This window comes from Duganella sp. GW821-FHT01E12, assembly GCF_059422325.1.
In genome coordinates this window covers 381980-406761 of sequence record NZ_JBWKWR010000004.1, presented here as the reverse complement: position 1 = coordinate 406761, position 24782 = coordinate 381980, and the positions used below count along the sequence as shown (strand labels likewise).

Here is a 24782-nt window from a genome sequence, read left to right as displayed (position 1 = left end):
GAACGGAGCTGGATAATATCAAAAAAATATCATTGCAAATCTCGCAAAAATACACGCGCGGACCTCATCCGGGCCGACAAGGCCGCGCCGCGCTTCAACAGGAAGGCGCGCAACAGGTCCGGGTAAGCCGCCGAAACAGCCTGCCGCACAGATGGCCGCTCGGCGAGCGCGGTGCGCCACGCGGCGGTGCGCGGCAGTCCGGCCAGCATGCCGAAATCCGCAATCGTGTCGAACACGTCGAAATAGCGGAACACCGGGCCGAAGACCGCGTCGACCATGCCGAAATGCCCGCCCATGAAGTACGGCCCCTCCCCCAGCGCCGCCTCCACCTGCTCGAAGCGCGCGTGGATCTCGGCGGCCTTGGCGGCCAGCGCCTGCTGATCCGCGGCGTTATAAAATCCGCCGATCAGATTCAATAGCGCCGATCCGAACTCCATCCAGGAACGCTGCCGCGCGCGCTCCAGGGCGTCCGGCGGATGCAGGCGCGGGGCATGCGTCTCGTCCAGATACTCGCAGATCACCGCCGATTCGAACAGCGCCGCGCCGCCGGTGAGCAGCACCGGCGTCTTCCCCAACGGCGAAACGGCCAGGAACCAATCCGGCTTTGCCGCCAGGTCGATATCGCGCCGTTCGTAGGGCACGCCCTTCTCGGCCAGCACGATCGCCGCGCGCTGCACATAAGGGCACAAGGGATGGCTGACCAGGACCGTATCCATTTTTTACTCCGCACTGAATGTCGATGGCGTTAATATACGATTTCGAACATGCAATGAAAATAGGCGATCACGCAGATGGGCTATGCAAAACCGCAATACAAACTGAACTCGCAGGATCTGGAAATCATCCTCGCGCTGGTACGCGGCGGCACGCTGGCGGAAGCCGGCGAGCGGCTGGCTGTCGATCCCTCCACCGTGTTCCGTTCGGTGCAGCGGATGGAGCAAGGCTTGGGCACACGCCTGTTCGAACGTTCGCGCCTGGGGTATCGGCCGTCGGAGCTGGCGCAATCGCTGGCGCGGCACGGCGAACTGGTGGAAGCGCAGCTGGACGCGGCGCGTTCGGCTGCGCTGCAAAGCCCCGATCAGGTGGAGGGCACGGTACGCATCACCAGCACCGACACGATATTGCACGCACTGGTCGCACCGGCGCTGCGCGATCTGCAGGCCAGCCATCCTCTGCTCTCCTACGAGCTGGATGCCGGCAACAGACTGGCGGACCTGAGCCGCCACGAGGCCGACATCGCGGTGCGCGCCACCAACCGGCCGCCGGCGCACCTGGTCGGAAAACATATCGGCCCGATCCGCGTGGCGCTGTTCGCCGCGCGCGGCGGGAAATGGAAGAAGTCCAACGCCGGCAAGGCGCCATGGATCGCGCCGGACGACGCGCTGCCGGAACATCCTTCAGTCATCTGGCGCAAAAAACATCATCCGAAGGTGACGCCGCAATTCCGCGTCAACAGCATTCTGAGCGTGGCCGAGATGGTGGCGCTGGAACTGGGCGTCGGCATACTGCCGCTGTTCCTGGCGCGCCAGCGCAAGGATCTGGCGCAACTGGGCGGTGTGCTGGACGAGGCGCAAACCGAGCTATGGCTGATGAGCCATGCGGAATCGCGCCATCTACGGCGCGTGTCGACGGTGTTCGGCCATCTGGCCCAGACGCTGGCGCTGGATTGACGGGATGCAGCGCGATTCGGGCGACGGAGCCAAGCAGTCAGTCCGCAGCGGGCCTTAGCGACGGATCGCCGTTCAGCACAATCGGCATGGACCGGGACCAGCGGTTCGAGGACAGCGAAAACGTCAGCGCCCGCACCTGGTGATACCAGCCGGCCGGCACATACAGCATGTCGCCCGGATTGACGATGACTTCGACCGTGGCGGCCTGGCGCGCCAGCGGGAACCTCTCGTAGTCTGGCGCCTCGGGATCGAACGGAGAGCCGAACAGGATGGCGTTGGCCTCGTTCGGGTACAGGAATTCGTCGTGATGCGGCGGCGCCAGGAAGATGCGCTTGGTGCCCCATATCTGCGCGAAGATGTTGTCGTCGTAGTCGCAATGCAGCGGCGTCACCGTGCCTGCGGGGCCGAGCCAGAAGCGCGGCGGGCCCATTTTGTCGAAGTAGGTCGGCCAGTGACAGAGCCGGTTCAGCTCACGCAGTTCCAGATTGCCCAGGTACGGCGGCAGGTCGTGCGCGCCGGCGGCCACCAGCTCCAGATACTCCAGCATCGACATGTCCTGCATCGCGCGGTCTGGCGCGAACGCGGTGTTGATGTAGTCGCCCACCCGCGCGCGCACCGGCAGGTGGCTGTACTGCGCGCGCAGCGATTCCGGCGTCAGGGCGCACAGCGGCCAGCGGTCGACCATTCCCGTCATCAGGAACGGCAGCCCTTCGGCGGCGCGCTGGCGGAACGCGGCGGCGTCGAGCGCCCGCAAGCGCGGCACCTCGGAAACCGCCGGCAGGCCGCGCGAGACGCGCTTGATCGCCTCGCGCATCGCCGGTATCGACGTGACGCCGCGAACCTGCGCGTCCTTGCGCTCGCGCGCCTGCTTCTGGGCGGCAGGATCGGAGGCCCATGCGGACTCCGATTCCTGCCTGGTTGGCGGCAGGCGCGGCGCGCGCGCCAGCTTCTTCTCTTTCGACATATCCCGAACTTAAATTTTTGCAGGGCGACAGTATAACTGCTGCGCCGACCATGCAGTTCGGATGCCAAAAAAGACACGATGGCCTTTAATCACCGCCGGGAATCCAAATTCCCTTGACAGCCACGCCGCCCATCTCGTACATTTAAGGCCATGACCTCGCATCTGCACCTATCCGCTTTCCTGCTGCCGTCTGCTAGCGCCCTATCGCTAGCAGCGCGCCTACTAGCACGCGCTTAATCCGCGTTCCAGCTGTACCCCTGTGCCGGCCATAAGCCGCACACGTCTTCAAACCCCAGGAAAGTTTGCACCGATGTTCCCAGCCTTGTCGCTACTGCTAAAACTACCGATCGGTTGCCGCGCCTAGTATCCCGTGGCCGCACGGCAGCCCTTCGCCACAACAGAGCGCCAACACCCGATTCGTCGGCCCATGGCATCAGCATTTCCCCATTTGAGACCCAGGAGTACCCCATGATGTTGCAGAACCCAGCAGCGAAGTACCGCGCCTTCCCACCTGTCCAATTGTCCGACCGCCAGTGGCCGAACAACGTCATCTCCAAACCGCCGATCTGGATGAGCACCGATCTGCGCGACGGCAACCAGGCCCTGATCGAACCAATGAGCGCCGAAAAGAAGCTGCGCTTCTTCGAACTGCTGGTGAAGATCGGCCTCAAGGAAATCGAAGTGGGCTTCCCTTCGGCCTCGCAGACCGACTTCGATTTCGTGCGCAAGCTGGTCGAGGAAAACCGCATCCCCGACGACGTCACCATCATCGTGCTGACCCAGTCGCGCGATGAACTGATCCGCCGCACCGTGGAATCGGCGGCCGGCGCCAAACGCGCCATCGTCCACCTGTATAACTCGGTGGCGCCGGTGTTCCGCAAAGTGGTGTTCGGCATGTCGCGCGAAGAGATCACCAATATCGCCACCACCGGCACCAAGCTGGTGAAGGAATTGATCAAGCAGCACCCGCAGACCGAATGGGGCTTCGAGTACACGCCTGAATCGTTCTCCACCACCGAACTCGATTTCTCCAAGCATATCTGCGACGCCGTCACGGCGATCTGGGAACCGACCCCGAACAACAAGATGATCATCAACCTGCCGTCGACGGTGGAATGCAGCACGCCCAACGTCTACGCCGACCAGATCGAATGGATGTCGCGCAAGCTGGCGCGCCGCGATTCGCTGATCATCAGCGTCCACCCGCACAACGACCGCGGCACCGCCGTCGCCTCGGCCGAGATGGCCGTGATGGCCGGCGCCGACCGCGTCGAGGGCTGCCTGTTCGGCAACGGTGAGCGCACCGGCAACGTCGACCTGGTCACGCTGGCCTTGAACCTGTACACGCAAGGCGTGCATCCGGGCCTGGACTTCTCCGACATCGACGAGGTGCGCAAGTGCGTCGAAGAGTGCAACCAGCTGCCTGTGCATCCGCGCCATCCGTACGTGGGCGACCTGGTGTTCACCGCCTTCTCCGGCTCGCACCAGGACGCGATCAAGAAGGGCTTCGCCCAGCAGCAGGAAGGCGCGCTGTGGGAGATCCCTTACTTGCCGATCGACCCGCAGGACCTGGGCCGCAGCTACGACGCCGTCATCCGCGTCAACAGCCAGTCCGGCAAGGGCGGCATGGCTTACCTGCTGGAGCAGGACTACGGCCTGGTGCTCCCGCGCCGCCTGCAGATTGAGTTCAGCCGCGCGGTGCAGGCGGTGGCCGATTCCACTGGCCTGGAGATCACCGCCGAAGGCATCTACGACATCTTCAGCAAGGAGTACTTCGAGCAGCTTACGCCGTACGCCTACAACGCACACAAGATGGTGGAAGACACCAGCAGCGACGAGCCGGTGCAGATCGATATCGCCCTCACCCACCGCAAGGCGCCACTGGCGCTGCAGGGCGGCGGCAACGGACCTATCGACGCCTTCGTCAACGCGCTGGGCCTCGACATCAAACTGATGGACTACCATGAGCATTCGATCGGCTCGGGCGCCAATGCCAAGGCGGCCTGCTACGTCGAACTGCGCCTGGCCAACGGCCCGACCTTGTTCGGCGCCGCCATCGACAGCAACATCGTCACGGCCTCGTTCAAGGCTGTGCTGAGCGCCGTCAACCGCCAGCTCTCGCAGCGTGAAAACGCGGCAGCACCAGCGGGCGCCGACGCCACCGCATAAACCCATCTGGCGGAGGATGCCAGGCGCCGCGTTCGCGCGGCGCCGTCACCGGCCTGGCCAAGCAACCGCGCTATTCCGGCCCGGTCTGCAGACACGCCATGGAAGCGGCACCGTGCCAGGAAGAGTCGCCTTCAGGCCGGCGCGTAGACGTTCCGGCATGCTTACTCCATTGATAAAAGTGTCGCGATACTATGCACCGTCCATCCGGCGCAACAGTCGCCTTCCGCCGATATCTCCGCATCGCACCATTGTCGCTATACTTGGCTTTCGCTCGGTGTTCTCATGGAGTCATGCATGAATATCTCGAATCTGAAAATCGGCATGCGGCTGGCGATTGCCTTCGGTGCGGTGCTGGTGTTGATGGCGGCGCTGATCGGCGTCGGCCTGCAAAGGCTGAGCAGCATCAGCCGCCTCAATGCGGTCATCCTCGACAAGGACTGGGTGAAAGCCGAAGCGGCGGCCGTCGTCGGCAGCACCACCCGCGCCAATGCGGCACTGACGCTGGAACTGTTCACCACCGGCGATCCTGCCCGCACGGCGGAAATCTACCGCGAGATAGACGTCAATAAAAAAACCATCAGCACCGCGCTCGAAACGCTCGACTCGCTGCTCTATACGGACGAAGGCAAGGCGGTGATGGCCGGCATCCGCGAACTGCGCAAGGCCTACGTCGTATCGTTTACACGCATCGCCAAGATGCTGGCCGATGGCCAGCGCGACGACGCCCTGGCCGCGCTGCGCACCGACATGCAACCCAAGCTGGCCAAGGTGCAGGCCAGCATACGCCATCTGTCGGAGCTGCAAAAGTCCGTCGCCTCCCTCAACGGTGAACTGGTCAGGCATGATATCTCCATGGCCAGCCAGATCATGGGCTGGTTGGGCTTCGTGGCGCTGGCCCTGGGCCTGGCCTTCGCGTGGCGCGTCACGCGCTCGATTACCGATCCGATCGGCCACGCGCTCAAGATGGCGCGCGCCGTGGCGTCAGGCGACCTGACCTGCCGCGTCACCAACGAGCAGCGCGACGAAATGGGCCAGCTGCTGGAGGAACTGGGCAAGATGAACGACAACCTCGCCCACATCGTCGGCCGCGTGCGCAATGGCACCGGCGCCATCACCACCGCCTCGGCGGAAATCGCCAGCGGGAATTTGGACCTGTCCTCGCGCACCGAGCAGCAAGCCAGCTCGCTGGAGGAAACCGCCGCGTCGATGGAGGAACTGACCAGCACCGTCAAGCAGAACGCAGCCAACGCCCAGCAGGCCAACGAGCTGGCGCAATCGGCGTCGCAGGTGGCGCAACGCGGCGGCGACGTGGTGGCGCAGGTGGTGGGCACCATGAACTCGATCAATGATTCGTCGCGTAAGATCGTCGACATCATCGGCGTCATCGACGGCATCGCTTTCCAGACCAATATCCTCGCGCTGAATGCGGCGGTGGAGGCGGCACGTGCCGGAGAACAGGGGCGCGGCTTTGCGGTGGTGGCGTCGGAAGTGCGCAACCTTGCGCAGCGTTCGGCCAGCGCGGCCAAGGAAATCAAGACGCTGATCGACGACTCGGTGGACAAGGTGGCGGCCGGCGCGCGCCTGGTCGGCCTGGCCGGCACCACCATGAGCGAAGTGCAGGAAAGCGTGCGCAAGGTGACCGACATCGTCGGCGAGATCACGCTGGCCAATCACGAGCAGACCGGCGGCATCGAACAAATCAATATCGCGATCAGCCAGATGGACCAGGTGACGCAGCAGAACGCCGCACTGGTCGAACAGGCGGCTGCCGCGGCGGCGGCGATGCAGGACCAGGCCGGGGCGCTGAATCAGGTGGTTAGTCAGTTCCGGTTGGCGGCATAGCGGCCGACATCATGATCTCGTCGTAGAACCGGCCGTCGACGATCATCGAATCCGGTTCGCGGCCGAACTCCCTGAAGCCCAGCGATTCATACAGGGCAGTCGCCTCCGCATTGCCGGCGGTGACCGAGATAGTCATGCGCTGCACGCCCTCCAGCGTGGCGGCATGTGCCAGTACCTGTTCCATCAAACGCCGGCCCACGCCCCTGCCACGGTGCGATTCGGCCACGTACATGGCGTACACAAAGGCTTTGTGGCGGACCTTGAGCGCTGTCTCGCGCGCCAGACCGACAATGCCAACCAGCTGGCCGTCGTCGAAAGCACCGAACACGTAACGGCCCGAATCCGGCGCCAGCCGCGCCTCGGTGGCGGCGAGCGGCATGTCGCACTCCTCCTCGTAGCTGGAACCGAAAGCGGAGGCCGACGCACGCAAGCCCGTCAGCCGCAGGGAGCGGAACGCGGCAGCATCGGATGGATCAAGACGACGAATTGACATGGCTCTCCCAGGCAGGCTGTAAGCGGCCAATTATAGCGGCAACTCGAAGCGATAACCCACGCCATAAACGGATTGCAGGCACTCGGCGTCCGGCAGTTTGCGGCGGATGTTTTTGATGTGCGAATCGACGGTGCGGTCGCTGATGTCGCGCTGGTCCTGATGCGCAAAATCGAGCAGCTGCTGGCGGGTGTAGACCCGGCTCGGATTGTCGATAAACTCCGCCAGCAGGCGGAATTCCAGCGGCGTCAACGCCAGCGCGGCGCCCTTGTGCAGCACGCGCATGCCGGCGCGGTCGATCTGGAACGGCGAGCCGGGAGCGGCAGCCCCGCTGCGGCGCAAGTGCACCCGCACGCGGGCCACCACTTCTCGCGGGCTGAATGGCTTGCAGACGTAGTCGTCGGCACCACTTTCCAACCCCAGCAGACGGTCGATCTCGTCCACGCGGGCGGTCAGCATGATGATGGGGACCTGCGAAAAGCCACGCACTTCGCGGCAGACGCCGATCCCGTCCAGCTCCGGCAGCATCAGGTCGAGCAGCATCAGGTCCACGCCGCCGCTGCGGACAATATCGACCGCGCCGCGGCCATCGGCAGCCTGCCGCGTGGTCCAGCCGGCGGCGCTCATGTAGTCCGCCAGCAGCGCGGCGATCTTGGTGTCGTCTTCAACGATCAGGATATTGGGCACGTCTTCGCTTCCTATGTTTTCAACGGCAGGCGCACCAGGATTTTGACACCACCCAGCACCGACGGCGTGGCGACTATACTTCCGCCATGCGCCTCCACCAGCGCTTTGCAGATCGCCAGTCCCAGTCCGCTGCCGCCACGTTCTCGCGTGCGGGCGCCGTCCACGCGATACAGCCGCTCGAAGATGCTGCCAAGGACGGCGGACGGCACGCCGGGTGCGCTGTCCTCCACCGTGATTTCCGCATGGCCGCCGGCGCTGCCCAGCGCCACCACCACCTGGCCGCCGCTGTCAGTGTAGCGCAGGCTGTTTTCCAGCAGGTTGGTGAACACCTGCTGCAAACGGCCTGCGTCGCCCTGCAGCAGCAAGGGCGCGGACGGCAGGCTCCAACTCAAGTCCAAACCGCACTTCTGCGCGCGCGGCTGGTAGCGCTCCAGCGTGGGCCGCAGCAGCTCGGCCAGATTCAGTTCGTGCCAATGGTAGTGCAGGTCGCCCGCATCGGCCATCGTCAGCTGGTGCAGGTCGTCGACCAGCTTATTCAAACGCAGCACCTCGGCATGAAGCGATTGCAGCGCGTTGGTGTCCGCCTGGCGGATGCCGTCCAGCAGCGCTTCGATCTCGCCGCGTATCACCGTCAGCGGCGTGCGCAGTTCGTGCGAAACGTCGGCCAGCATCTTGCGGCGTCGGCGTTCGCTGTCCTCCAGCGCTTCGGCCATGGCGTTGACGTGCAGCGCTAGTTCCGCCACCTCGTCGCGGGACAGCAAGGGCGCGCGGGCGCTCAATTCGCCCAATGCCAGTCGCGCCGTCACGTCGCGCAGCGCGGCCACGGGCCGCAGCAAATGGCGGGCAAGCCATACCGCCGCCAGCACCGCGAGCCCGATCAATACGGCCGACAGCATCAGGATGGACTGCAACTGCCCGCGCAGGAAAACCGTGGCGCTGGAGTCCTCGCCGCCGGTCTGCCGCAAGGGCATCAGCCGCATATGGCCGACCACCACGCCATCGACCTTGATGGCGCGCTCCGTCCCCTGCGGCAGGTCGGGAGGGCCGATCAGCCGGTGGCCCTGGGCATCCGTGATTGTTATGCGGGAGGCGAAGTCCAGCGGGTCGTTGCGGCGCGGCGGTCCTTCCGCCGGCGGCGGATCGGCTGGACGCGGCGGCTCCTCTCGCGGTGCCCCATAGCCGCGTGGCGGCGGGTCGGCGAGGCGCGACGGCGGATCGCCGAGGCGCGGCGGCTCGTCTCGTCTCGGCCCGTAGCCGCGTGGCGGCGCGCCGTCCGGCGGCGGTGGCGGACGGCGGCCGTGGCGCGGGCGGCGCGGATCGCCGTCCGGCTCGAACACCTGGCTGCGCGGCGTCATCCGCGCCAGCACGTCGCCGAGCGCGCGCGGCTGCCCCCGCAGCCATTCGAAATTGCCCTCGGTGCGATAGCGGTCCTCCAGCAGCTCGCGCAGTTGGTCGAAATCCTGGACCTGAAGTTCGTTGAGGTAGGCGACGAAGCCGCGCTTGAGGTTACTGCTGGCCACCCACGCCATCGTACCCACGCACAGGATGACGATAGCGGTCACCGCCAGCGCGATCTTGCGGGCGATGGTCAACCGCATGGCTGGCTCCTTGGCTTCATGCCTCCATCATAACCGCCAAATGTGGAGAAATTATGAGGCACTGGCAAAAACGCGACATCGCCTGCCGTCTTCATTTTTTCTACACATTTGCGCGGCAATCTCGCACCGTCATCACACCAGACGGAGAACACCATGTATCAACGCGCGCTTTACCTCACACCGGCCATCGCCGCAGCCCTGCTGGCTGCCTGCGGCGGCAGCGATCCAACGGCGGACAACACGAGCAGCGCCACCCAGCGCCTGTTGCAAGGCGGCGCCCCCGCCGCCACCACGCTGGCCTCGCTCACCGTGCAGGGCGCGCCCGCGCCTGCGGCCGCGCCGCCGGTGGTCCTCGCGCCGGTGGCCAACGACGAAGGCACCTCGCTCACTTTCAGTACCGCAGGCGCCGTTGACGCGACCAATCCCTTCTTCAAACCCTTCGGCAACGGCCGCTCCTGCGCCACCTGCCACCAGCCGGACAACGGCTGGAGCATAGGCCCGGACAAGCTGGCCGAGCGCTTCACCAACAGCGGCGGCACCGATCCGGTGTTCCGCCTGGTGGACGGCGCCGTCTCGCCGCTGGCGGCCACCGCCACGCTGGACCAGAAGCGCGTCGCCTACAGCATGCTGCTGACCAAAGGCCTGATACGCGTCGGCCTGCCGATGCCCGCCGGAGCCGAATTCACGCTGGTCAAAACCGAAGACCCCTACAACTACGCCAGCGCCAAGGAGCTTTCGCTGTTCCGCCGTCCGCTGCCCACCACCAATCTCAAATTCACCAGCAGCGTGATGTGGGACAGCCGCGAAACCGCCAGCGACGCCACTTCCGCCCTGTGCCTGAAGGACCTGCGGCCAGCGCAATGCTTCGCCAGCGCCGACGCCAGCCTGCTGCATCAGGCGAATGACGCCGTGCGCGGCCACGCCGAAGCCGCGCAGGACCTGACCGCCACCGAGCAACGCGCCATCGTCGATTTCGAAAAAACCCTGTTCACCACCCAGGTCGGCTCCATCGACGCCGGCAGCCTGACCGACGCCGGCGCGCTGGGCGGCCCGTCGCGGCTGGCCTCCGCCGCCTTCTACTTCGGCATCAACGACCTCGAATCCGGCGACTACCAGACCGGCGTGCCGTTCAACCGCAACGTGATGGCGATCTTCGGCGCCTGGCGCAATCTGGACCGCCCTGCGCCGCCTCCGCCACCGCCTGCGCGCGGACGCCCCGCCCCGCCGCCGCCAGCCGCGCCAAGCCCGCAGAACCTGGCCCGCGCCTCGATCGCGCGCGGCGAACAAATCTTCAACAACAAGCCGTTCAACATCACCAACGTGGCCGGCTTCAACGACGAACTGCGGCGTCCTTTGCAGCGCGGCACCTGCGCCAGCTGCCACGACACGCCAGCCTCCGGCACCCATTCGGTGGTCCGCATGTTCAACACCGGCGTCTCCGATGGCTCGCGCCGCACGGCCGACATGCCGCTCTACACGCTGCGCAACAACCTCACCGGCGATACGGTGACCACCACCGATCCCGGCGCCGCCATGCAAACGGGGAAATGGAAGGACATCGGCCGCGTCAAGGTTCCGGGCTTGCGCGGCATCGAATCGCGCTCGCCCTACTTCCACAATGGCTCGGTGCATACGATCGAGGATGTCGTGGCCTTCTACGACAAGCGCTTCAACATCGGCTTCACCGCCCAGGAGGCGGCCGACCTGGCGGCCTTCATGAAGGCGCTGTAAGGCTTACGGCGCCAGCCTCGCCAGCCGGATGCCCGTGAACTGCCAGCGGGCGCCGGCAGGGAAGAAATTGCGGTAGCTGGTGCGCGCATGGCCGTCCGGCGTGGCGCAGGACGAGCCGCGCAGAACATACTGGTTCAGCATGAATTTGCCGTTGTATTCGCCCAGCGCACCGGGCGCGCTCTGGAAGCCGGGATAGGCGGCGTAGCTGCTGCTAGTCCATTGCCAGCAGTGGCCGAACATCTGCGACAGGCCATGCGCACCGGCGGCGCCGGCCGGATGCAGCGATCCGGTTTCCACCACCGCCTGCGCGGCGGCGAATTCCCATTCCGCCTCGGTCGGCAAACGGGCGCCGGCCCAATGGGCATAAGCATCCGCTTCGTACAGCGACAGATGCGTGACGGGCCGCGACAGGTCCAGCGCCTGCGCGCCGTGCAGCGTGAATTCCTGCCACTGCCCCTTGCCGTCCTGATGCCAGTACATCGGACAACCCAGGTTCTGGCTGCGCACCCAATCCCAACCCTCGGCCAGCCACAGCGCGGCGTTGAAGTAGCCGCCGGCGGCGATGAATTCCAGGTACTCGCCGTTCGTCACCAGCCGCGAGGCCAGTTCGAACGGCGCCACGTACTGCTTGTGGCGCGGCAGCTCGTTGTCGAAGCAAAAGCCGCCGCCTTGATGGCCGATGTCGGTCAGGCCGCCCGCGAACGGCAACCACGCCATCGCCGGCGCAGCCTTGGCCCGCGCCAGCGGCACGTCCATGTACCCGGGCAGCAGCGCGCTTTGCGCCAGCAGGTGTTTGACGTCGGTGAGCATCAGTTCCTGGTGCTGCTGTTCGTGCTCCAGCCCCAGCGTGACCAGCGCCGTCAACTGCACTCGCCGCTCGGCATCGAGACCGGCGGCCAGCAGGCGGCCGATGCGGGCGTCGACGTCGGCGCGGTAGGCGCGCACCTGCGCCATCGCCGGCCGCGTCAGCAGGCCCCTTTGCGCACGCGGGTGCTTCTCGCCGATGCCGTTGTAGTAGGAATTGAACAGCACCCGGAACGCCGGATGGAACGGCGCGAAATCCGCCTCCATGCGCTCAAGGATGAAGGTCTCGAAGAACCACGTGGTGTGCGCCAGATGCCATTTGACCGGACTCGCGTCCGGCATCGACTGCGCGCCGCAATCCTCGTCGGTCAGCGGCTCGGCCAGCGCCAGCGAACGGCGGCGCACCTTGTCGTAGCGGGCATTGAGTTCCAGTTGCGGTGGGCGCATGTCCATAGGCGTGATCGGCTTTCAGGAAGGAGTGACCCTGGCGTGGATCACGGCGAACCAGTTCGATGGATCGGTCCAGACCTGGGCCGACGAGAAGCCGGCCCGCTCCAGCAGGCCGACGAAGGACTGCTGCGTGTACTTGTAGCTGTCCTCGGTGTGAATACGGTCGCCGCATGCGAATTCGCGTTCGCCGCCGCTCCAGCGCACGGTCAGCGCGGCGCGCGCCTCCAGGTGCATCTCGATGCGGCTATCGGCCTCGTTGAAAAAGGCGCGGTGCTGCCACTGGCCCACATCGAAGTCGGCGCCGGCCAGATGGTTCAGATGGCGCAGCATGTTCAGGTTGAAGGCCGCCGTGACGCCCAGCGCATCGTCGTAGGCCGCATCCAGCACGGCCTTGTCCTTGATCAGGTCCACGCCGATCAGCAGGCCGCCGTCGGCGCCGGCGTTGTCGCGCAGGCCGCGCAGGAAGCCGACCGCCTGCTCCGGCGAGAAATTGCCGATCGACGAACCGGGATAGAAGAACAGCCGCCGGCTGCGCCGCACGCTGTCCGGCAGCTCGAAGCCGTTGGAAAAGTCCAGTCCCAGCGCGGTCATCTCGATGTCCGGGAAGCGCTGCCGCAAACGGCTGACCGCTTCGGTGAGGAAGTCGCGCGAGATATCGACCGGCACATACTGCGCCGGCTGCAGCAGCGGGAACAGGCTGGCGGCCTTGGCGCAATTGCCCGCGCCCAGGTCGATCAGCACGGCGCCGGCGCCGACGGCACGCGCCATGTCCGCGCCATGCAGCGCGAAGATGCCCGCCTCGGTGCGGGTCGGATAATATTCGGGCAGCTCGCAGATGGCCTCGAACAGCTTGGAACCCAGGCCGTCGTACAGGTACTTGGGCGAAATGTGCGGACGGCCGGCCAGCAGGCCGTCGCTGATTTCCGCGACCACCTCCGCGCTGCCGTGCGCGTGCTGCCGCCGCTGCGGCGCCGGCGTGTTGCTGTCGTCGGGCGAAACAACACGGATCGCCGAGGAGCGGGACATCTGCATATATGCTCTGCCTTTAAAGGTGGTCATCCCTGCTGCGGATAACATTTTTGTTATGATAGCCGAATATCCATTTTGCAGTACCCGACCGATAAATCCGTGCGGTCTTTCACATTCGTCGTAACGAACATATAAATCTTACAAAATAAGGGCTCCCGAACATGAAATTTTCCGCCATGCGCACGATCAAATCCCTGTTTGCCGCCGGCTTGATGCTGGCAGCCGCGCACTCGCAGGCGCAGTCGGCCGACCACGTGTTCCGCGTGTCCGCCATCCCGGACGAAGCGCCGACCGAATTGCAGCGCAAGTTCAAGCCGCTGGGCGAGTACCTGGAGAAGAAGATCGGCATGAAGGTCGAGTTCACTCCCGTCACCGATTACGCCGCTTCGGTCGAAGCGCTGATAAACAAGAAGGTCGACATGGTCTGGTTCGGCGGCTTCACCTTCGTGCAGGCCAAGGACCGCAGCAAGAACCAGATCACGCCGCTGGTGCAGCGCGCCGAAGACGAAAAATTCAAGTCCGTCTTCATCACCACCAACAAGGACATCCACAAGCTGGAAGACCTGAAGGGCCACACGCTGAGCTTTGGTTCGGAATCGTCGACCTCGGGCCACCTGATGCCGCGCTCCTACCTGCTGGCCGCGAAGATCAATCCGGACACCGACCTGAAACGCATCGCCTTCTCCGGCGCGCATGACGCCACCGTGGCCGCAGTCGCCGGCGGCAAGGTCGATGCCGGCGCGCTGAACATCTCGGTGTGGGAAAAAATGGTCGCCGAGAAGAAGGTCGATCCTGCCGTGGTCCGCGTGTTCTACACCACGCCAGGCTACTACGACTACAACTGGAGCGTGCGCACCGACATGAACGCGGACCTGAAGAAAAAGCTGACCGACGCCTTCCTGGCGCTGGACGCCAAGAACCCGCAGGACAAGGCCATCATGGACCTGCAGCGCGCCTCCAAGTTCATCCCGACCAAGGCTGAGAACTACACGGCGATCGAAGCCGCGGCGCAAAACGCGGGCCTGCTGAAGAAGTAATCGATGTCCACTTACGACCTGCGGAACCTGACGGTGCGCCACCTCGGCGCATCGCAGGCGGCCGCACTGCATGCGATCTCGCTGACGATACAACAGGGCGAGCAACTGGCCCTGATCGGCCCCTCCGGCGCCGGCAAGACCACCTTGCTGGCGACGCTAGCCTGCGCCCACCAGCCGGCCGACGGCAGCTTCCAGGCCTTCGGCGTCGATCCGTGGGCGCTGGGCCACGCCGAGCGCCACCGCCTGCGCGCGCAGCTGTTCCTGGCGCCGCAGACGCCGCCACTGCCGCCGCGCCAGCGCGTGGTGACGGCGGTGCTGGCCGCGCGCCTGCCGCAATGGAGCTTGTGGCGCGCGCTGGTCTCGCTGTTCAAGCCTGCCGACCCGGAAGCGGCGTGGCAGGCGCTGTCGCGCTTTAGCCTCGGCGACAAGCTGTATTCCCGCGTCGACCGCCTGTCCGGCGGCGAGCGCCAGCGCTGCGGCCTGGCGCGGCTGCTGCTGTCGCCGGCCAAGGCGCTGCTGGTGGACGAGCCGCTGTCCGCGCTCGACCCGGTGCTGTCCGAGCTGACGCTGGCCACCCTGCGCGAGGAGGCCAAGGCCCGCAACGCCACCCTGATCTGCAGCCTGCACCAGGTCGACCTGGCGCTGAGCCACTTCCCGCGCATCGTCGGCCTGCGCGACGGCCGCATCGAATTCGACCTGCCGCGCGCCCAGGTCACGCCCGACATGATCGCCGCGCTGTATCAGGGCGAGCCGCCCGCCGCCAGCGCCAAGCCGCAGGACCATGAGGCGATGGCGATCAAACTCGGCGTAGGCGCCTGCCTGTGATGGCGACGTTGTCCTCCCATCCCGACCCGGCCTGGCGCGGGCGCGTCGCCGCCACCGCGGTCTGCCTGCTGATCCTGTGGCCCGCGCTGGTGATCACCGAATTCAAGCCGTGGATACTGTTCGACTGGCAGAGCCTCACGGCCACCGGCCGCTTCCTGGCCGACTTCCTGGTGCCCGCGCACAGCACCGAATTCCTCGCCATGCTGCTGGAGCAGACCTGGCTGACCATCGCCATCGCCACCTCCGGCCTGGCCCTGGCGCTGCTGGGCGCCATCCCCGCCACGCTGATCGTCAACGAGCAGCTGTCGATCTCGCGCCTGGGCACGGGCCGCATGCGGCCCCTGGCCACGCTGGTGCGCCAGGCGGTGCGCTGGACGCTGGTGCTGCTGCGCAGCGTGCCGGAGCTGGTGTGGGCGCTGCTGTTCGTGCGCATCATCGGCCTGGGGCCGACCGCCGGCGTGCTGGCCATCGCCCTCACCTACTGCGGCATGCTGGGCAAGGTGTACGCCGAGATCCTCGAATCGTCCGACGCCCACGCCAGCGACACGCTGCTGGCCAATGGCAGCGGGCGGCTGGCCGCGCTGTTGTACGGCACCTTGCCGGAAGCGGCGTCGGAACTGATGTCCTACACCTTCTACCGCTGGGAATGCGCGGTGCGCGGCTCGGTGGTGATGGGCTTCGTGGGCGCCGGCGGCCTCGGTCAGCGCATGGACGAATCGATGAAGATGCTGGCCGGCGCCGAAGTGTCGTCCATGCTGCTGGTGTTCGTGCTGCTGGTGGCGCTGGCCGACCAGTTCTCCAAAATCCTGCGGAGGCGCCTCGGATGAACCACCTGATGCCCAAACCGCCGCGCCGCGACTGGACCGTGCTGGCCATGCTGGCCATGCTGGCGGTGCTGGTCGTGGCCAGCTTCGCCTCGCTGCCGCTGAAGTGGCGCGAGTTCTTCACGCTGGAAGCGGTCAACAGCGCGCTGGAACTGCTAGCCGGCTTCGCGCCGCCCGACCTGTCCGCGCCCTTCCTGGCCCGCACCGGCTGGGCCGCGCTGGAAACGATGGCCATGTCCGCGCTCGGCACGCTGCTGGCGGTGATGGCCGGCCTGGCGTTCTCGCTGTCCGCGTCCGGCCGCTTCGGCGCCGTGGCGCGCGCGCTGATGCGCGGGCTGCTCAACGTGCTGCGCTCCATTCCGGAACTGGTGTGGGCCTCCATCCTGCTGATCGCCTGCGGCCTGGGGCCGTTCGGCGGCACGCTGGCGCTGGGCGCGCACACCGCCGGCGTACTCGGTCGCCTGTTCGCCGACTCGCTGGAGAACGCCGCGCCGCTGCCGGAGCAAAGCCTGCGCACCAACGGCGCCTCCGCCGCTGCGGCCTTCTTCTACGCCACGCTGCCGCAAACGCTGCCGCAGATGCTGTCCTACACGCTGTACCGCTGGGAGAACAACATCCGCGCCGCCGCCATCCTCGGCGTGGTCGGCGCCGGCGGGCTGGGGCAGATGCTCAAGTACCACCTGTCGCTGTTCCAGATGGAGAAGGCGGCCACCGTCATCATCGCCATGCTGCTGCTGGTCGCGCTAGTCGACGGCATCAGCTTCGCGCTGCGCCGCGTCCTCACCCGCTAATTATCGCCAAGGCCAACATGCTCGAACTGCGCAACCTGTCCAAATCCTATGCCAGCGGCCATCCCGTGCTGTCCAACCTGTCGTGGCGGTTCAAGGCCGGCGAATTCGTCTCCATCATGGGCGACTCGGGCGTCGGCAAATCGACGCTGCTCAACCTCATCGCCGGCCTCGATACGCCCGACGCGGCGGCGGGCGACTCGCCCATCGTGGTCGACGGCGTGCCGATGTCCGGCCTGGACGACGACGCCGCCACCAAGCTGCGGCGCGCGCGCATGGGCTTCATCTTCCAGGCCTTCCACGTGCTGCCGCACCTGACGCTGCTGCAGAACGTGGCGCTGCCGCTGCTGCTGAACGGCCTGCCGACGCAGCGCGCGGCGGAGATGCTGGAGGCCGTGGGCCTGGGCGGGCGCGGCGGCGACTTCCCGCATCAACTGTCCGGCGGCGAGATGCAGCGGGTGGCCATCGCCCGCGCGCTGGTGCACCGCCCCGCCCTGGTGCTGGCCGACGAACCGACCGGCAACCTCGACCCCGATACCGCCCACAGCATCCTGACTTTGTTGCGGCGGGAGATCAAATCCACCGGCGCATGTGCGATCATGGTCACGCATTCGCAGGCGGCGGCGGAAATGACAGACAAAGTCCTACAACTTTCAAAATCAGGCATACAAGAAACAACAATCGTCAACACGTTTAAGCAATAAACAAGATAATTTTTTTATCAAACCCTCCTATTCTTGCGTCCGCGTAGTATTATTGAAATTAACTTGCATGGTTATCAAGAATGTTGAGTTGCGTACCACATTCAGACCAAAAAAGTGTGGACGCTAGCCTTGCCGGGAAACGTAATTTCTTTTCACGTTTTGAGCAAAGGAGGAGCAATCATGAACGTACGGCAAAAAAAGCTGGAACTGATCGAAGCCATGAATCGCGCTCGGGCACTGGAGCCATCCAGTTTTGTTCCGAACAAGCTTCTTGATACTTTGATCGAAAAAATGAACCTGAAAAACGATGCGGAACTTTGCAGAGTTTTAGAGGTGCAACCTCCCATCATCAGCAAAATCCGGCACCGTAAGTTGGCCGTCGGGGCTACCATTTTGCTGCGTATGCATGAAAAGTCAGATATCAGCATACGGGAACTGAAGGATCTGTCGACCGCGTCTATGCATTGAACAGCCCAGCTGATCAAGCCATGCCAGGCGCCGGCATGCGGTATCCGGCGCCCTCAAATGCGCACTGCGTACAGCCCAAACCCCGCTGAACGCCGCATTACCTCCCACCTGTCTCACCCCTTCCACACCTTGCAGTTCGATACCCATCGACAATAAATCAGGCTTATACTGATTTTTGCCGCTTCCCTATTCCCGCGCCTCTGGTTCCTGCAATCACGTTGTTCCCGAAAGGAAAACATCATGAAATGGTTCTACGATTTGAATATCGCCACCAAGCTGGTCGCCTCCTTCCTGGTGGTCCTGGGCCTGATGCTCGCCAACGGCGTGATCTCGATCGTCAACATGGGGACCATCAACGGCTCCACCGTGGACCTGGCCAGCAACTGGCTGCCCAGCGTGCGTGCGGTGATGACCGTCAAATCCGACCTGCTTGAGGTGCGCCGCTGGGAGCTGTCGTCCTTCCTCTACAGCGACGGCCCGGGTCGCGCCAAGGTCAATACGCGCCTGGCGGCGGCCCTCTCCGCGCTCAACAAGGACGCCGCCGTCTACGCGGCACAGGTATCGGAACCCGAGGAGAAGCGCGTCTACGCGGAGATGACCAGGTCCATGGCCGGCTATCTGTCCGCCCACGAAAAAATCATGGCCCTGCTGGCGGCCGGCCCGGACAAGTCCGACGACGCCAAGGCACTGCTGTCCGGCGATTCCGCGCAGCGGTTGACTGAGCTGAGCGCGCAGATCGACCAGCTGGTCAAGATCAACCTCGACGGCGCCGACCAGTCGGGAGCGACGGCGGCCAGTATCTTCGCCAGCTCGCGCATGTGGACCATCGCGCTGCTGACCGCCGCCATCCTGGGCGGACTGGCGCTGGCGGTGTGGGTGGCGCGCGTCATCGCGCGGCCGTTGCGCACAGCGCTGGACGTGGCGCAGCAGGTGGCCAAGGGCGACCTGACCTCCTCGATCGAAGTCAAATCCGCCGACGAAACCGGGCAGCTGATGCAGGCGCTGCGCGACATGAACGACAACCTGCTCAACATCGTCGGCCAGGTGCGCCACAGCACCGACGAAATCGCCACGGCCTGCGGCGAGATCGCCACCGGTAACCTGGACCTGTCCGCGCGCACCGAGCAGCAAGCCAGTTCGCTCGAAGAGACGGCCAGCTCGATGGAGGAGCTGACATCCACCGTCAAGCACAATGCCGACAACGCCCGCCAGGCCAACCAGCTGGCGGCCACCGCCACCAGCGTCGCGGCCAAGGGCGGCGACGTGGTGTCGCAGGTGGTCGACACCATGAACTCGATCAACGACTCGTCGCGCAAGATCGTCGACATCATCGCCGTCATCGACGGCATCGCCTTCCAGACCAACATCCTGGCGCTCAACGCCGCCGTCGAAGCGGCGCGCGCCGGCGAACAGGGACGCGGCTTCGCGGTGGTGGCCAGCGAAGTGCGCAACCTCGCGCAGCGCTCGGCCAGCGCCGCCAAGGAGATCAAAACGTTGATCGACAACTCGGTGGGCCAGGTCACCATCGGCAACCGGCTGGTGGGCGAAGCCGGCAGCACGATGACGGAGATCGTCGAAAGCGTGCGGCGCGTCAGCGACATCATGGGCGAGATCAGTTCCGCCACGCGCGAGCAGACGCAGGGCATAGAGCAGATCAACCAGGCGGTGTCGCAGATGGACGCGGTCACGCAGCAGAACGCCGCGCTGGTGGAAGAAGCGGCAGCGGCGGCGGGCAGCCTGCAACAGCAGGCCGAACACCTGACCGCAGCGGTGCAGGTGTTCAAGCTGCACGCGGAACCGGCTGCGCGGCCAGGCCTTGCGCACAGCGGCCGCAAGCCCGTGTTGCAGGCGCGTGCCGCGGCCCGGCTAAGCAGCTCGGGCTAACACTTCTCGTACTTCCAGTTGCGTGCCTTGCCTTCGGCGATCCACTCGACGGCCTGCTCGCGCCTGCGCGTGCGGGTCGCCTCGGTCTTGGCCTCGGCGATCCATTCCGCGTATTCGCGCTTCTTGCCCGGGCTGAAGGCTTCGAAGTGCCGGTATGCCGCAGGCACTTCCTTCAACGCGGCGGTCAGGTCGTCGGGGATGACCAGCGGGCGCGGTTCGGCGGGCTTGGCGCGCGCCGGCGCGGGGACGCCGTCGTCATTCAGCTTCATCGCCTTCTTGACGTAGCCCGCCAGGATTTTTTTGGACGGCAGGTCCTTGACCGATTCGATGCGGCCGAACTGGCCCATCGCCTCGCGGTTGGCCGCATCGGCCATCAGCAGCTCGCCCTTCCAGAAGCCCAGCGCGCAGTGGGCCTTAAAGGCGGACATCCCGCACATCATGCCCTTGTACATAAAGTGCGGGAAGCTCCACTTCATGGTCTCTTCCACTTCCGGGCAGGCCTCGTGGACGATGGCGCGCAGATGGGTGAGGATGGGCTGCGCAAACTCGGCGGACTTGGCGATGTAAGCGTCAACGCGCGGGTCGATGGTGGGCATGACGATGCTCGGCTGGTTGTTGTTTGCCTCAATATACCAAATACTCGGGATGGCGCTTGGCCATTTCCTCTTCGAGCTGGTTCACCGCGGCGAAATTGGGCAGCTTGGGCGCGATGCGGCGGCCGATGTCCCAGCTACGCCACGCGGCGGGCATGTCGAAGCGCATGGCCATCAGGTCGCCCATGTCCTTCCAGGCGCCGCCCAGCACCGGATTGGCCGCCAGCACATCGGCAAACAGCAGGCGGGATTCATCGAACTGTCCCAGCCTGGCGCGGTTGTTCGCTTCGAAGAGCTTCAGCACATAGGCCTTGCGCGGCGCCTGGCTGCGCAGGCCGGACAAGGTCTTCACCGCCGCCACATATTCCTCCTGCTTGGTGACCTTGGTGGCGCTGAAGGCCAGGCTGACCGGGACGCTGGCACGCATCTGCTCCAGCTGCGCCGGCGTGAACTCCAGCATCGGCGCGCCGTTGGCCAGCGTGCATTCGACGCGTCCTAACATCGTGTCGAGCAGCTGGTCCTCGCGGTAGGCGGCCTCCGTATCGCAGGGATGGGCGGCGCGCAGGGCGTCCAGTTGTTCTGGGGTCTGCGCCGCCATGTGGTCGAGCAGCGCGTCCAGCGTTCCCGGCGCGGCCTCGCGGCGCGCATAACCTTGCAGCGTAAGGGCCGGCGGCGACGCGCTCTGCACCTTCTCCACCGCCAGGCGCACCGTCACGGCGGTGAGCGGCGTATTGGTGGTGAAGGTCAGCGTATCCGGAATCACGCTGCTTTCGGCCAGCCTGGCCAGCAATTGCGGATGGACGGCCTGCGTGTAACGCAGCAGCTGCGCAAAGTGGGCCGCATCGCGCGCGCCGGCCTTGGCGCCATGCTTGCTCCATGCCGCCAGGGGACTGCCTTCGCTGGACAACTTCAGCATGTCGCCGCTGGTGGCGGCGTCAATGACGGTGGCATTGTCTTCGGCCAGCGCCAACTCCTGCTCAAGGTCCACCTTGCGGACTGGCTTGTGGTCAGGCTTGATCTTGGCCATCGCCGCGTTCAGGGCCGCGCGGTTGCGTATCTCGAAGACCCGGGCGCCCAGGGTATCGTACAGCGAGTAGTCGACATAGGTTTTGTTCGCGTCATCGAGCACCACGCGGCGCCGGTTCCTGAAGTCGTAAATCGTCGTCGCATTGTCCGACTTGGCGGCGATGTAATCGTCCGCCAGCGTGACGAACGATGTGCTCTTGCTGTCCGGCGGCAGGTTGGTCGCGCCTGGCGACGGCTCGAAATGCACGAACGTGGTCACTTGCAGCGTGATGGCCGCCTGGCAGCCGGCGCTGGCGGTCAACGCCAATGCGGCCAACAATGGAATGCGATTCATGGGTGCGGATCCGGTGAGATGAAAAGACCACTCTAGAGGGGACTGGCATTTAAGACAACACTTATCTATTACGTAGTTTGTAACATTTTGTTATGCGCGCCGCCCGGCGCAATTCGCGAACTATACTCAGCTCATGAGACATCCATCACTATCCCTGTCCGCCTGCGGCGCGCTGCTGATGCTCGCGGGATGCGCCACGACCGGCGGCGCCGGTTCGTCCGTCGTCAAGCCCGAGCAGCTCAGTGGAGCGCTGAACCGCGTCAGCTGGGGCGTCAACCTGGGCACCTACCAGCAGGCCGAAAAGCTCGGCTACGACGCCTGGCTGGATCAACAGCTGCATCCGGCCGCCGCGCGTCTGCCGGCCGCCGCGCAGGCGCAGATCGACGCCATGACCATCACCCGCAAGCCGCTGGCGCAGCTGAACCAGGACCTGGACCAGCAGCGCAAGGACGCCGACAAGATCGCCGACGACGACCAGAAAAAAGCCGCGCAGCAGGCCTACCAGCAGGAGTTGAACCGCATCGCCAAGGAGGCCGCCACGCGCTCGCTGCTGCGCGATCTGTACTCGTCCAACCAGCTGCAGGAGCAGATGACATGGTTCTGGATGAACCACTTCAACGTCCATCAAGGCAAGAGCAACCTGCGCGTGCTGGTCGGCGACTACGAGGACACGGCGGTGCGCGCCCACGCGCTGGGCAAGTTCCGCGACCTGCTGGCGGCCACGCTGCGCCATCCGGCCATGATCCGCTACCTGGACAACGAGCAGAACGCCGCCGGCCATATCAACGAAAACTACGCGCGCGAACTGATGGAGCTGCACACGCTGGGCGTGGACGGCGGCTACAGCCAGCGCGACGTGCAGGAACTGGCGCGCATCCTCACCGGGGTCGGCGTCAACATGGGCACCACGACGCCGAACGTGAAGAAGGAACTGCAAGCGCAGTATGTGCGGCAAGGGCTGTTCGAGTTCAACCCGAACCGCCACGACTACGGCAACAAGGAATTCCTCGGCCAGACCGTCAAGGGACGCGGCCTGGCCGAAGTGGACGAAGCGCTCGACCGCCTGTGCCGCCACCCGGCCACCGCGCGCTTTGTCAGCCGCAAGCTGGCGCTCTACTTCGTCGCCGACGAGGCGCCGCCGGCGCTGGTGGAACGCATGGCCGCCACTTTCCAGTCCAGCGACGGCGACATCGCCGCCGTGCTGCGCACCATGTTCACGTCAGCCGAATTCGCGCAGTCGCTGGGCCGCAAGTTCAAGGACCCCGCGCATTACGTGGTGTCCGCCGTGCGCCTGGCCTACGACGACAAGGTGGTCCTCAACACCGGGCCGATGCTGTACTGGCTCACGCGCATGGCCGAACCGCTGTACGGCCGCCAGACGCCGGACGGCTACCAGCTCACGCAGTCCGGCTGGGCCAGTCCGGGCCAGATGACCACCCGCTTCGAAATCGCCAAGGCCATCGGCTCCGGCAACGCGGGCCTGTTCAAGACCGACGGCCCGCAGGCGCAGGAACGCGCCGCCTTCCCGCAACTGGCCAACGCGCTGTACTACCAGTCGCTGCAAAAGACCATCGGCCCCGCCACCCGCCAGGTGCTGGACCAGGCCACGTCGCCGCAGGAATGGAACACCTTCCTGCTGTCGTCGCCCGAACTGATGCACCGCTAAGGAACCGCACCATGCAACGCCGTACCCTGCTCAAGTCCCTGTCCGCGCTGGCGCTGCCCGCGATGGCGGGCAATCTGTGGGCCGCACCGGCCGGCAAGTCCCGGCTGCTGTTCGTCTTCATGCGCGGCGGCTACGACGCCGCCAGCCTGCTGGTGCCGATCTCCAGCCAGTTCTACTACCAGGCGCGGCCCAACATCGCCGTGCCCAAGCCCAGCGCCGAACTCAATTCCGCCCTGCCCATCGACAGCGACTGGGGCCTGCATCCGGCCCTGCGCGACAGCATCTACCCGCTGTTCACGGCCGGCCAGGCGGCGTTCGTGCCGTTCGCCGGCACCGAGGACATCTCGCGCAGCCACTTCGAAACCCAGGACAGTATCGAGCTCGGACAGGCGCTGGACCGCACGCGCGACTACCGCTCCGGCTTCCTGAACCGGCTGGCGCAGATGCTGACCGCCGACCGTGCCAGCGCCATCTCCTTCACCGACCAGCTGCCGCTGGTGATGCAGGGCGGCGTGCAGCTGCCGAACATGGCGCTGCGTTCCATCGCCAAGCCCTCGGTCGACGCGCGCCAGGCCAAGCTGATCGCCGCCATGTACGACGGCACGCCGCTGTCGCAGCCGGTGCGCGACGGCTTCGCGGTGCGCGAGGACGTGATGAAGGAAATGATCGGCGAGATGGACGCGGCCAACCGCAACGCCATCACGGCCAAGGGCTTCGAACTGGAGGCGCGCCGCATCGCCAAGCTGATGAAGGACAAGTACAACATCGGCTTCGTCGACGTCGGCGGCTGGGACACCCACGTCGGCCAGGGCGGCGCCACCGGCTACCTGGCCGGCCGGCTGGACGAACTGGGACGCGGCCTGGCCGGCTTCGCGCAGGAGATGGGGCCGGACTGGAAGGACACGGTGGTGATCGTGGTCAGCGAGTTCGGACGCACCTTCCGCGAGAACGGCAACCGCGGCACCGACCACGGACACGGCTCCGTGTACTGGGTGCTGGGCGGCGGCGTCCAGGGCGGCAAGGTGCGCGGCGAACAGATACGCGTGGAGCAGGCCACGCTGTTCCAGAACCGCGACTACCCGGTGCTCAACGAATACCGCGCCATGTTCGGCGGCCTGCTCGCGCGCATGTACGGCCTCAATGCGGGACAGGTCGAACATATCTTCGGCACCAGGGGGCGCGACATCGGGCTGGTATGA

The 24782-nt window shown here is 65.5% G+C and carries 22 protein-coding genes; 13 read left to right on the top strand and 9 right to left on the bottom strand.

What is annotated here, in order from left to right:
* Positions 1 to 29: 29 nt before the first annotated feature.
* Complete coding sequence (locus AC07WS_RS15155) at positions 30 to 716, bottom strand: glutathione S-transferase family protein (protein ID WP_494729882.1); 687 nt, start codon at positions 714 to 716, stop codon at positions 30 to 32.
* A gap of 75 nt (positions 717 to 791) precedes the next feature.
* Here AC07WS_RS15155 and AC07WS_RS15150 point away from each other — a divergent pair, with 75 nt between their 5' ends.
* Entirely contained in the window at positions 792 to 1670 is an 879-nt protein-coding gene (locus AC07WS_RS15150) for a LysR family transcriptional regulator (RefSeq protein WP_494729881.1), read from the top strand.
* Positions 1671 to 1707: 37 nt separating this feature from the next.
* On the opposite strand, the gene AC07WS_RS15145 is transcribed toward AC07WS_RS15150, so the two are convergent.
* Positions 1708 to 2634, bottom strand: a complete 927-nt coding sequence (locus AC07WS_RS15145; protein WP_494729880.1) for a cupin-like domain-containing protein — start codon at positions 2632 to 2634, stop codon at positions 1708 to 1710.
* 468 nt (positions 2635 to 3102) lie between these two features.
* On the opposite strand from AC07WS_RS15145, the gene leuA reads away from it, so the two are divergent.
* Both leuA and AC07WS_RS15135 read left to right on the top strand, forming a co-directional pair.
* The gene (leuA, locus tag AC07WS_RS15140) at positions 3103 to 4803 is read left to right on the top strand and encodes a 2-isopropylmalate synthase (protein WP_494729879.1); all 1701 of its coding nucleotides are present in this window, start codon (positions 3103 to 3105) and stop codon (positions 4801 to 4803) included.
* Between the two features lie 294 nt (positions 4804 to 5097).
* Positions 5098 to 6645, top strand: coding sequence for a methyl-accepting chemotaxis protein (locus AC07WS_RS15135; protein WP_494729878.1), 1548 nt, complete (start codon positions 5098 to 5100; stop codon positions 6643 to 6645).
* Here AC07WS_RS15135 and AC07WS_RS15130 read toward each other — a convergent pair.
* Genes AC07WS_RS15130 through AC07WS_RS15120 form a run of 3 tightly spaced genes read right to left on the bottom strand, consistent with a single transcriptional unit; the run spans position 6620 to position 9420 of the window.
* A complete protein-coding gene (locus AC07WS_RS15130; RefSeq protein ID WP_494729877.1) occupies positions 6620 to 7138 on the bottom strand; it encodes a GNAT family N-acetyltransferase in 519 nt (172 codons plus the stop codon). The two genes, AC07WS_RS15135 and AC07WS_RS15130, sit on opposite strands and share 26 nt — an antisense overlap.
* Positions 7139 to 7168: 30 nt before the next feature.
* Positions 7169 to 7822 carry a response regulator gene (locus AC07WS_RS15125; RefSeq protein WP_494729876.1) on the bottom strand — a complete coding sequence of 218 codons (654 nt, stop codon included), beginning with the start codon at positions 7820 to 7822 and terminating at the stop codon, positions 7169 to 7171.
* Positions 7823 to 7833: 11 nt separating this feature from the next.
* Positions 7834 to 9420 (bottom strand): ATP-binding protein, encoded by a 1587-nt coding sequence (locus tag AC07WS_RS15120; protein WP_494729875.1) that lies wholly within the window; start codon positions 9418 to 9420, stop codon positions 7834 to 7836.
* Positions 9421 to 9573: 153 nt separating this feature from the next.
* Here AC07WS_RS15120 and AC07WS_RS15115 point away from each other — a divergent pair, with 153 nt between their 5' ends.
* Positions 9574 to 11151 (top strand): cytochrome C, encoded by a 1578-nt coding sequence (locus AC07WS_RS15115; RefSeq protein ID WP_494729874.1) that lies wholly within the window; start codon positions 9574 to 9576, stop codon positions 11149 to 11151.
* A gap of 3 nt (positions 11152 to 11154) precedes the next feature.
* Here AC07WS_RS15115 and egtB read toward each other — a convergent pair whose 3' ends face one another.
* Both egtB and egtD read right to left on the bottom strand, forming a co-directional pair.
* Entirely contained in the window at positions 11155 to 12408 is a 1254-nt protein-coding gene (gene egtB, locus AC07WS_RS15110; RefSeq protein WP_494729873.1) for an ergothioneine biosynthesis protein EgtB, read from the bottom strand.
* A 15-nt stretch (positions 12409 to 12423) separates the two neighbouring features.
* Positions 12424 to 13437 carry an L-histidine N(alpha)-methyltransferase gene (gene egtD / locus AC07WS_RS15105; protein ID WP_494729872.1) on the bottom strand — a complete coding sequence of 338 codons (1014 nt, stop codon included), beginning with the start codon at positions 13435 to 13437 and terminating at the stop codon, positions 12424 to 12426.
* 158 nt (positions 13438 to 13595) lie between these two features.
* Between egtD and AC07WS_RS15100 the strand changes: the two genes are divergently transcribed.
* From AC07WS_RS15100 to AC07WS_RS15070, 7 genes are all read left to right on the top strand, one after another.
* Positions 13596 to 14471: a putative selenate ABC transporter substrate-binding protein gene (locus AC07WS_RS15100; protein ID WP_494729871.1), complete on the top strand. Its 876-nt coding sequence runs from the start codon at positions 13596 to 13598 to the stop codon at positions 14469 to 14471.
* Positions 14472 to 14474: 3 nt separating this feature from the next.
* Positions 14475 to 15296 (top strand): phosphonate ABC transporter ATP-binding protein, encoded by an 822-nt coding sequence (locus AC07WS_RS15095; protein WP_494729870.1) that lies wholly within the window; start codon positions 14475 to 14477, stop codon positions 15294 to 15296.
* Positions 15296 to 16123 (top strand): PhnE/PtxC family ABC transporter permease, encoded by an 828-nt coding sequence (locus AC07WS_RS15090; protein ID WP_494729869.1) that lies wholly within the window; start codon positions 15296 to 15298, stop codon positions 16121 to 16123. The genes AC07WS_RS15095 and AC07WS_RS15090 overlap by 1 nt, the downstream gene beginning before the upstream one ends.
* On the top strand, positions 16120 to 16911 hold the full coding sequence (gene phnE, locus AC07WS_RS15085) for a phosphonate ABC transporter, permease protein PhnE (RefSeq protein ID WP_494729868.1): 792 nt from the start codon (positions 16120 to 16122) through the stop codon (positions 16909 to 16911). The genes AC07WS_RS15090 and phnE overlap by 4 nt, the downstream gene beginning before the upstream one ends.
* Positions 16912 to 16928: 17 nt before the next feature.
* The gene (locus AC07WS_RS15080; RefSeq protein ID WP_494729867.1) at positions 16929 to 17612 is read left to right on the top strand and encodes an ABC transporter ATP-binding protein; all 684 of its coding nucleotides are present in this window, start codon (positions 16929 to 16931) and stop codon (positions 17610 to 17612) included.
* A gap of 180 nt (positions 17613 to 17792) precedes the next feature.
* A complete protein-coding gene (locus AC07WS_RS15075; RefSeq protein ID WP_008447145.1) occupies positions 17793 to 18080 on the top strand; it encodes a hypothetical protein in 288 nt (95 codons plus the stop codon).
* A gap of 240 nt (positions 18081 to 18320) precedes the next feature.
* Positions 18321 to 19964, top strand: coding sequence for a methyl-accepting chemotaxis protein (locus AC07WS_RS15070; protein WP_494729866.1), 1644 nt, complete (start codon positions 18321 to 18323; stop codon positions 19962 to 19964).
* On the opposite strand, the gene AC07WS_RS15065 is transcribed toward AC07WS_RS15070, so the two are convergent.
* A complete protein-coding gene (locus tag AC07WS_RS15065) occupies positions 19961 to 20560 on the bottom strand; it encodes a YdeI/OmpD-associated family protein (RefSeq protein WP_494729865.1) in 600 nt (199 codons plus the stop codon). The two genes, AC07WS_RS15070 and AC07WS_RS15065, sit on opposite strands and share 4 nt — an antisense overlap.
* Before the next feature lie 28 nt (positions 20561 to 20588).
* Entirely contained in the window at positions 20589 to 21917 is a 1329-nt protein-coding gene (locus tag AC07WS_RS15060; protein ID WP_494729864.1) for a hypothetical protein, read from the bottom strand.
* Between the two features lie 133 nt (positions 21918 to 22050).
* Here AC07WS_RS15060 and AC07WS_RS15055 point away from each other — a divergent pair, with 133 nt between their 5' ends.
* Entirely contained in the window at positions 22051 to 23583 is a 1533-nt protein-coding gene (locus tag AC07WS_RS15055; protein ID WP_494729863.1) for a DUF1800 domain-containing protein, read from the top strand.
* 11 nt (positions 23584 to 23594) lie between these two features.
* Positions 23595 to 24782 carry a DUF1501 domain-containing protein gene (locus AC07WS_RS15050; RefSeq protein ID WP_494729862.1) on the top strand — a complete coding sequence of 396 codons (1188 nt, stop codon included), beginning with the start codon at positions 23595 to 23597 and terminating at the stop codon, positions 24780 to 24782.

Bases quoted from the DNA above. Each gene is read 5' to 3' on its own strand.
- AC07WS_RS15155 (WP_494729882.1), bottom strand. From the start codon at position 716: ATGGATACGGTCCTGGTCAGCCATCCCTTGTGCCCTTATGTGCAGCGC.
- AC07WS_RS15150 (WP_494729881.1), top strand. From the start codon at position 792: ATGGGCTATGCAAAACCGCAATACAAACTGAACTCGCAGGATCTGGAA.
- AC07WS_RS15145 (WP_494729880.1), bottom strand. From the start codon at position 2,634: ATGTCGAAAGAGAAGAAGCTGGCGCGCGCGCCGCGCCTGCCGCCAACC.
- leuA (WP_494729879.1), top strand. From the start codon at position 3,103: ATGATGTTGCAGAACCCAGCAGCGAAGTACCGCGCCTTCCCACCTGTC.
- AC07WS_RS15135 (WP_494729878.1), top strand. From the start codon at position 5,098: ATGAATATCTCGAATCTGAAAATCGGCATGCGGCTGGCGATTGCCTTC.
- AC07WS_RS15130 (WP_494729877.1), bottom strand. From the start codon at position 7,138: ATGTCAATTCGTCGTCTTGATCCATCCGATGCTGCCGCGTTCCGCTCC.
- AC07WS_RS15120 (WP_494729875.1), bottom strand. From the start codon at position 9,420: ATGCGGTTGACCATCGCCCGCAAGATCGCGCTGGCGGTGACCGCTATC.
- AC07WS_RS15115 (WP_494729874.1), top strand. From the start codon at position 9,574: ATGTATCAACGCGCGCTTTACCTCACACCGGCCATCGCCGCAGCCCTG.
- egtB (WP_494729873.1), bottom strand. From the start codon at position 12,408: ATGGACATGCGCCCACCGCAACTGGAACTCAATGCCCGCTACGACAAG.
- egtD (WP_494729872.1), bottom strand. From the start codon at position 13,437: ATGCAGATGTCCCGCTCCTCGGCGATCCGTGTTGTTTCGCCCGACGAC.
- AC07WS_RS15100 (WP_494729871.1), top strand. From the start codon at position 13,596: ATGAAATTTTCCGCCATGCGCACGATCAAATCCCTGTTTGCCGCCGGC.
- AC07WS_RS15095 (WP_494729870.1), top strand. From the start codon at position 14,475: ATGTCCACTTACGACCTGCGGAACCTGACGGTGCGCCACCTCGGCGCA.
- AC07WS_RS15090 (WP_494729869.1), top strand. From the start codon at position 15,296: ATGGCGACGTTGTCCTCCCATCCCGACCCGGCCTGGCGCGGGCGCGTC.
- phnE (WP_494729868.1), top strand. From the start codon at position 16,120: ATGAACCACCTGATGCCCAAACCGCCGCGCCGCGACTGGACCGTGCTG.
- AC07WS_RS15080 (WP_494729867.1), top strand. From the start codon at position 16,929: ATGCTCGAACTGCGCAACCTGTCCAAATCCTATGCCAGCGGCCATCCC.
- AC07WS_RS15075 (WP_008447145.1), top strand. From the start codon at position 17,793: ATGAACGTACGGCAAAAAAAGCTGGAACTGATCGAAGCCATGAATCGC.
- AC07WS_RS15070 (WP_494729866.1), top strand. From the start codon at position 18,321: ATGAAATGGTTCTACGATTTGAATATCGCCACCAAGCTGGTCGCCTCC.
- AC07WS_RS15065 (WP_494729865.1), bottom strand. From the start codon at position 20,560: ATGCCCACCATCGACCCGCGCGTTGACGCTTACATCGCCAAGTCCGCC.
- AC07WS_RS15060 (WP_494729864.1), bottom strand. From the start codon at position 21,917: ATGAATCGCATTCCATTGTTGGCCGCATTGGCGTTGACCGCCAGCGCC.
- AC07WS_RS15055 (WP_494729863.1), top strand. From the start codon at position 22,051: ATGAGACATCCATCACTATCCCTGTCCGCCTGCGGCGCGCTGCTGATG.
- AC07WS_RS15050 (WP_494729862.1), top strand. From the start codon at position 23,595: ATGCAACGCCGTACCCTGCTCAAGTCCCTGTCCGCGCTGGCGCTGCCC.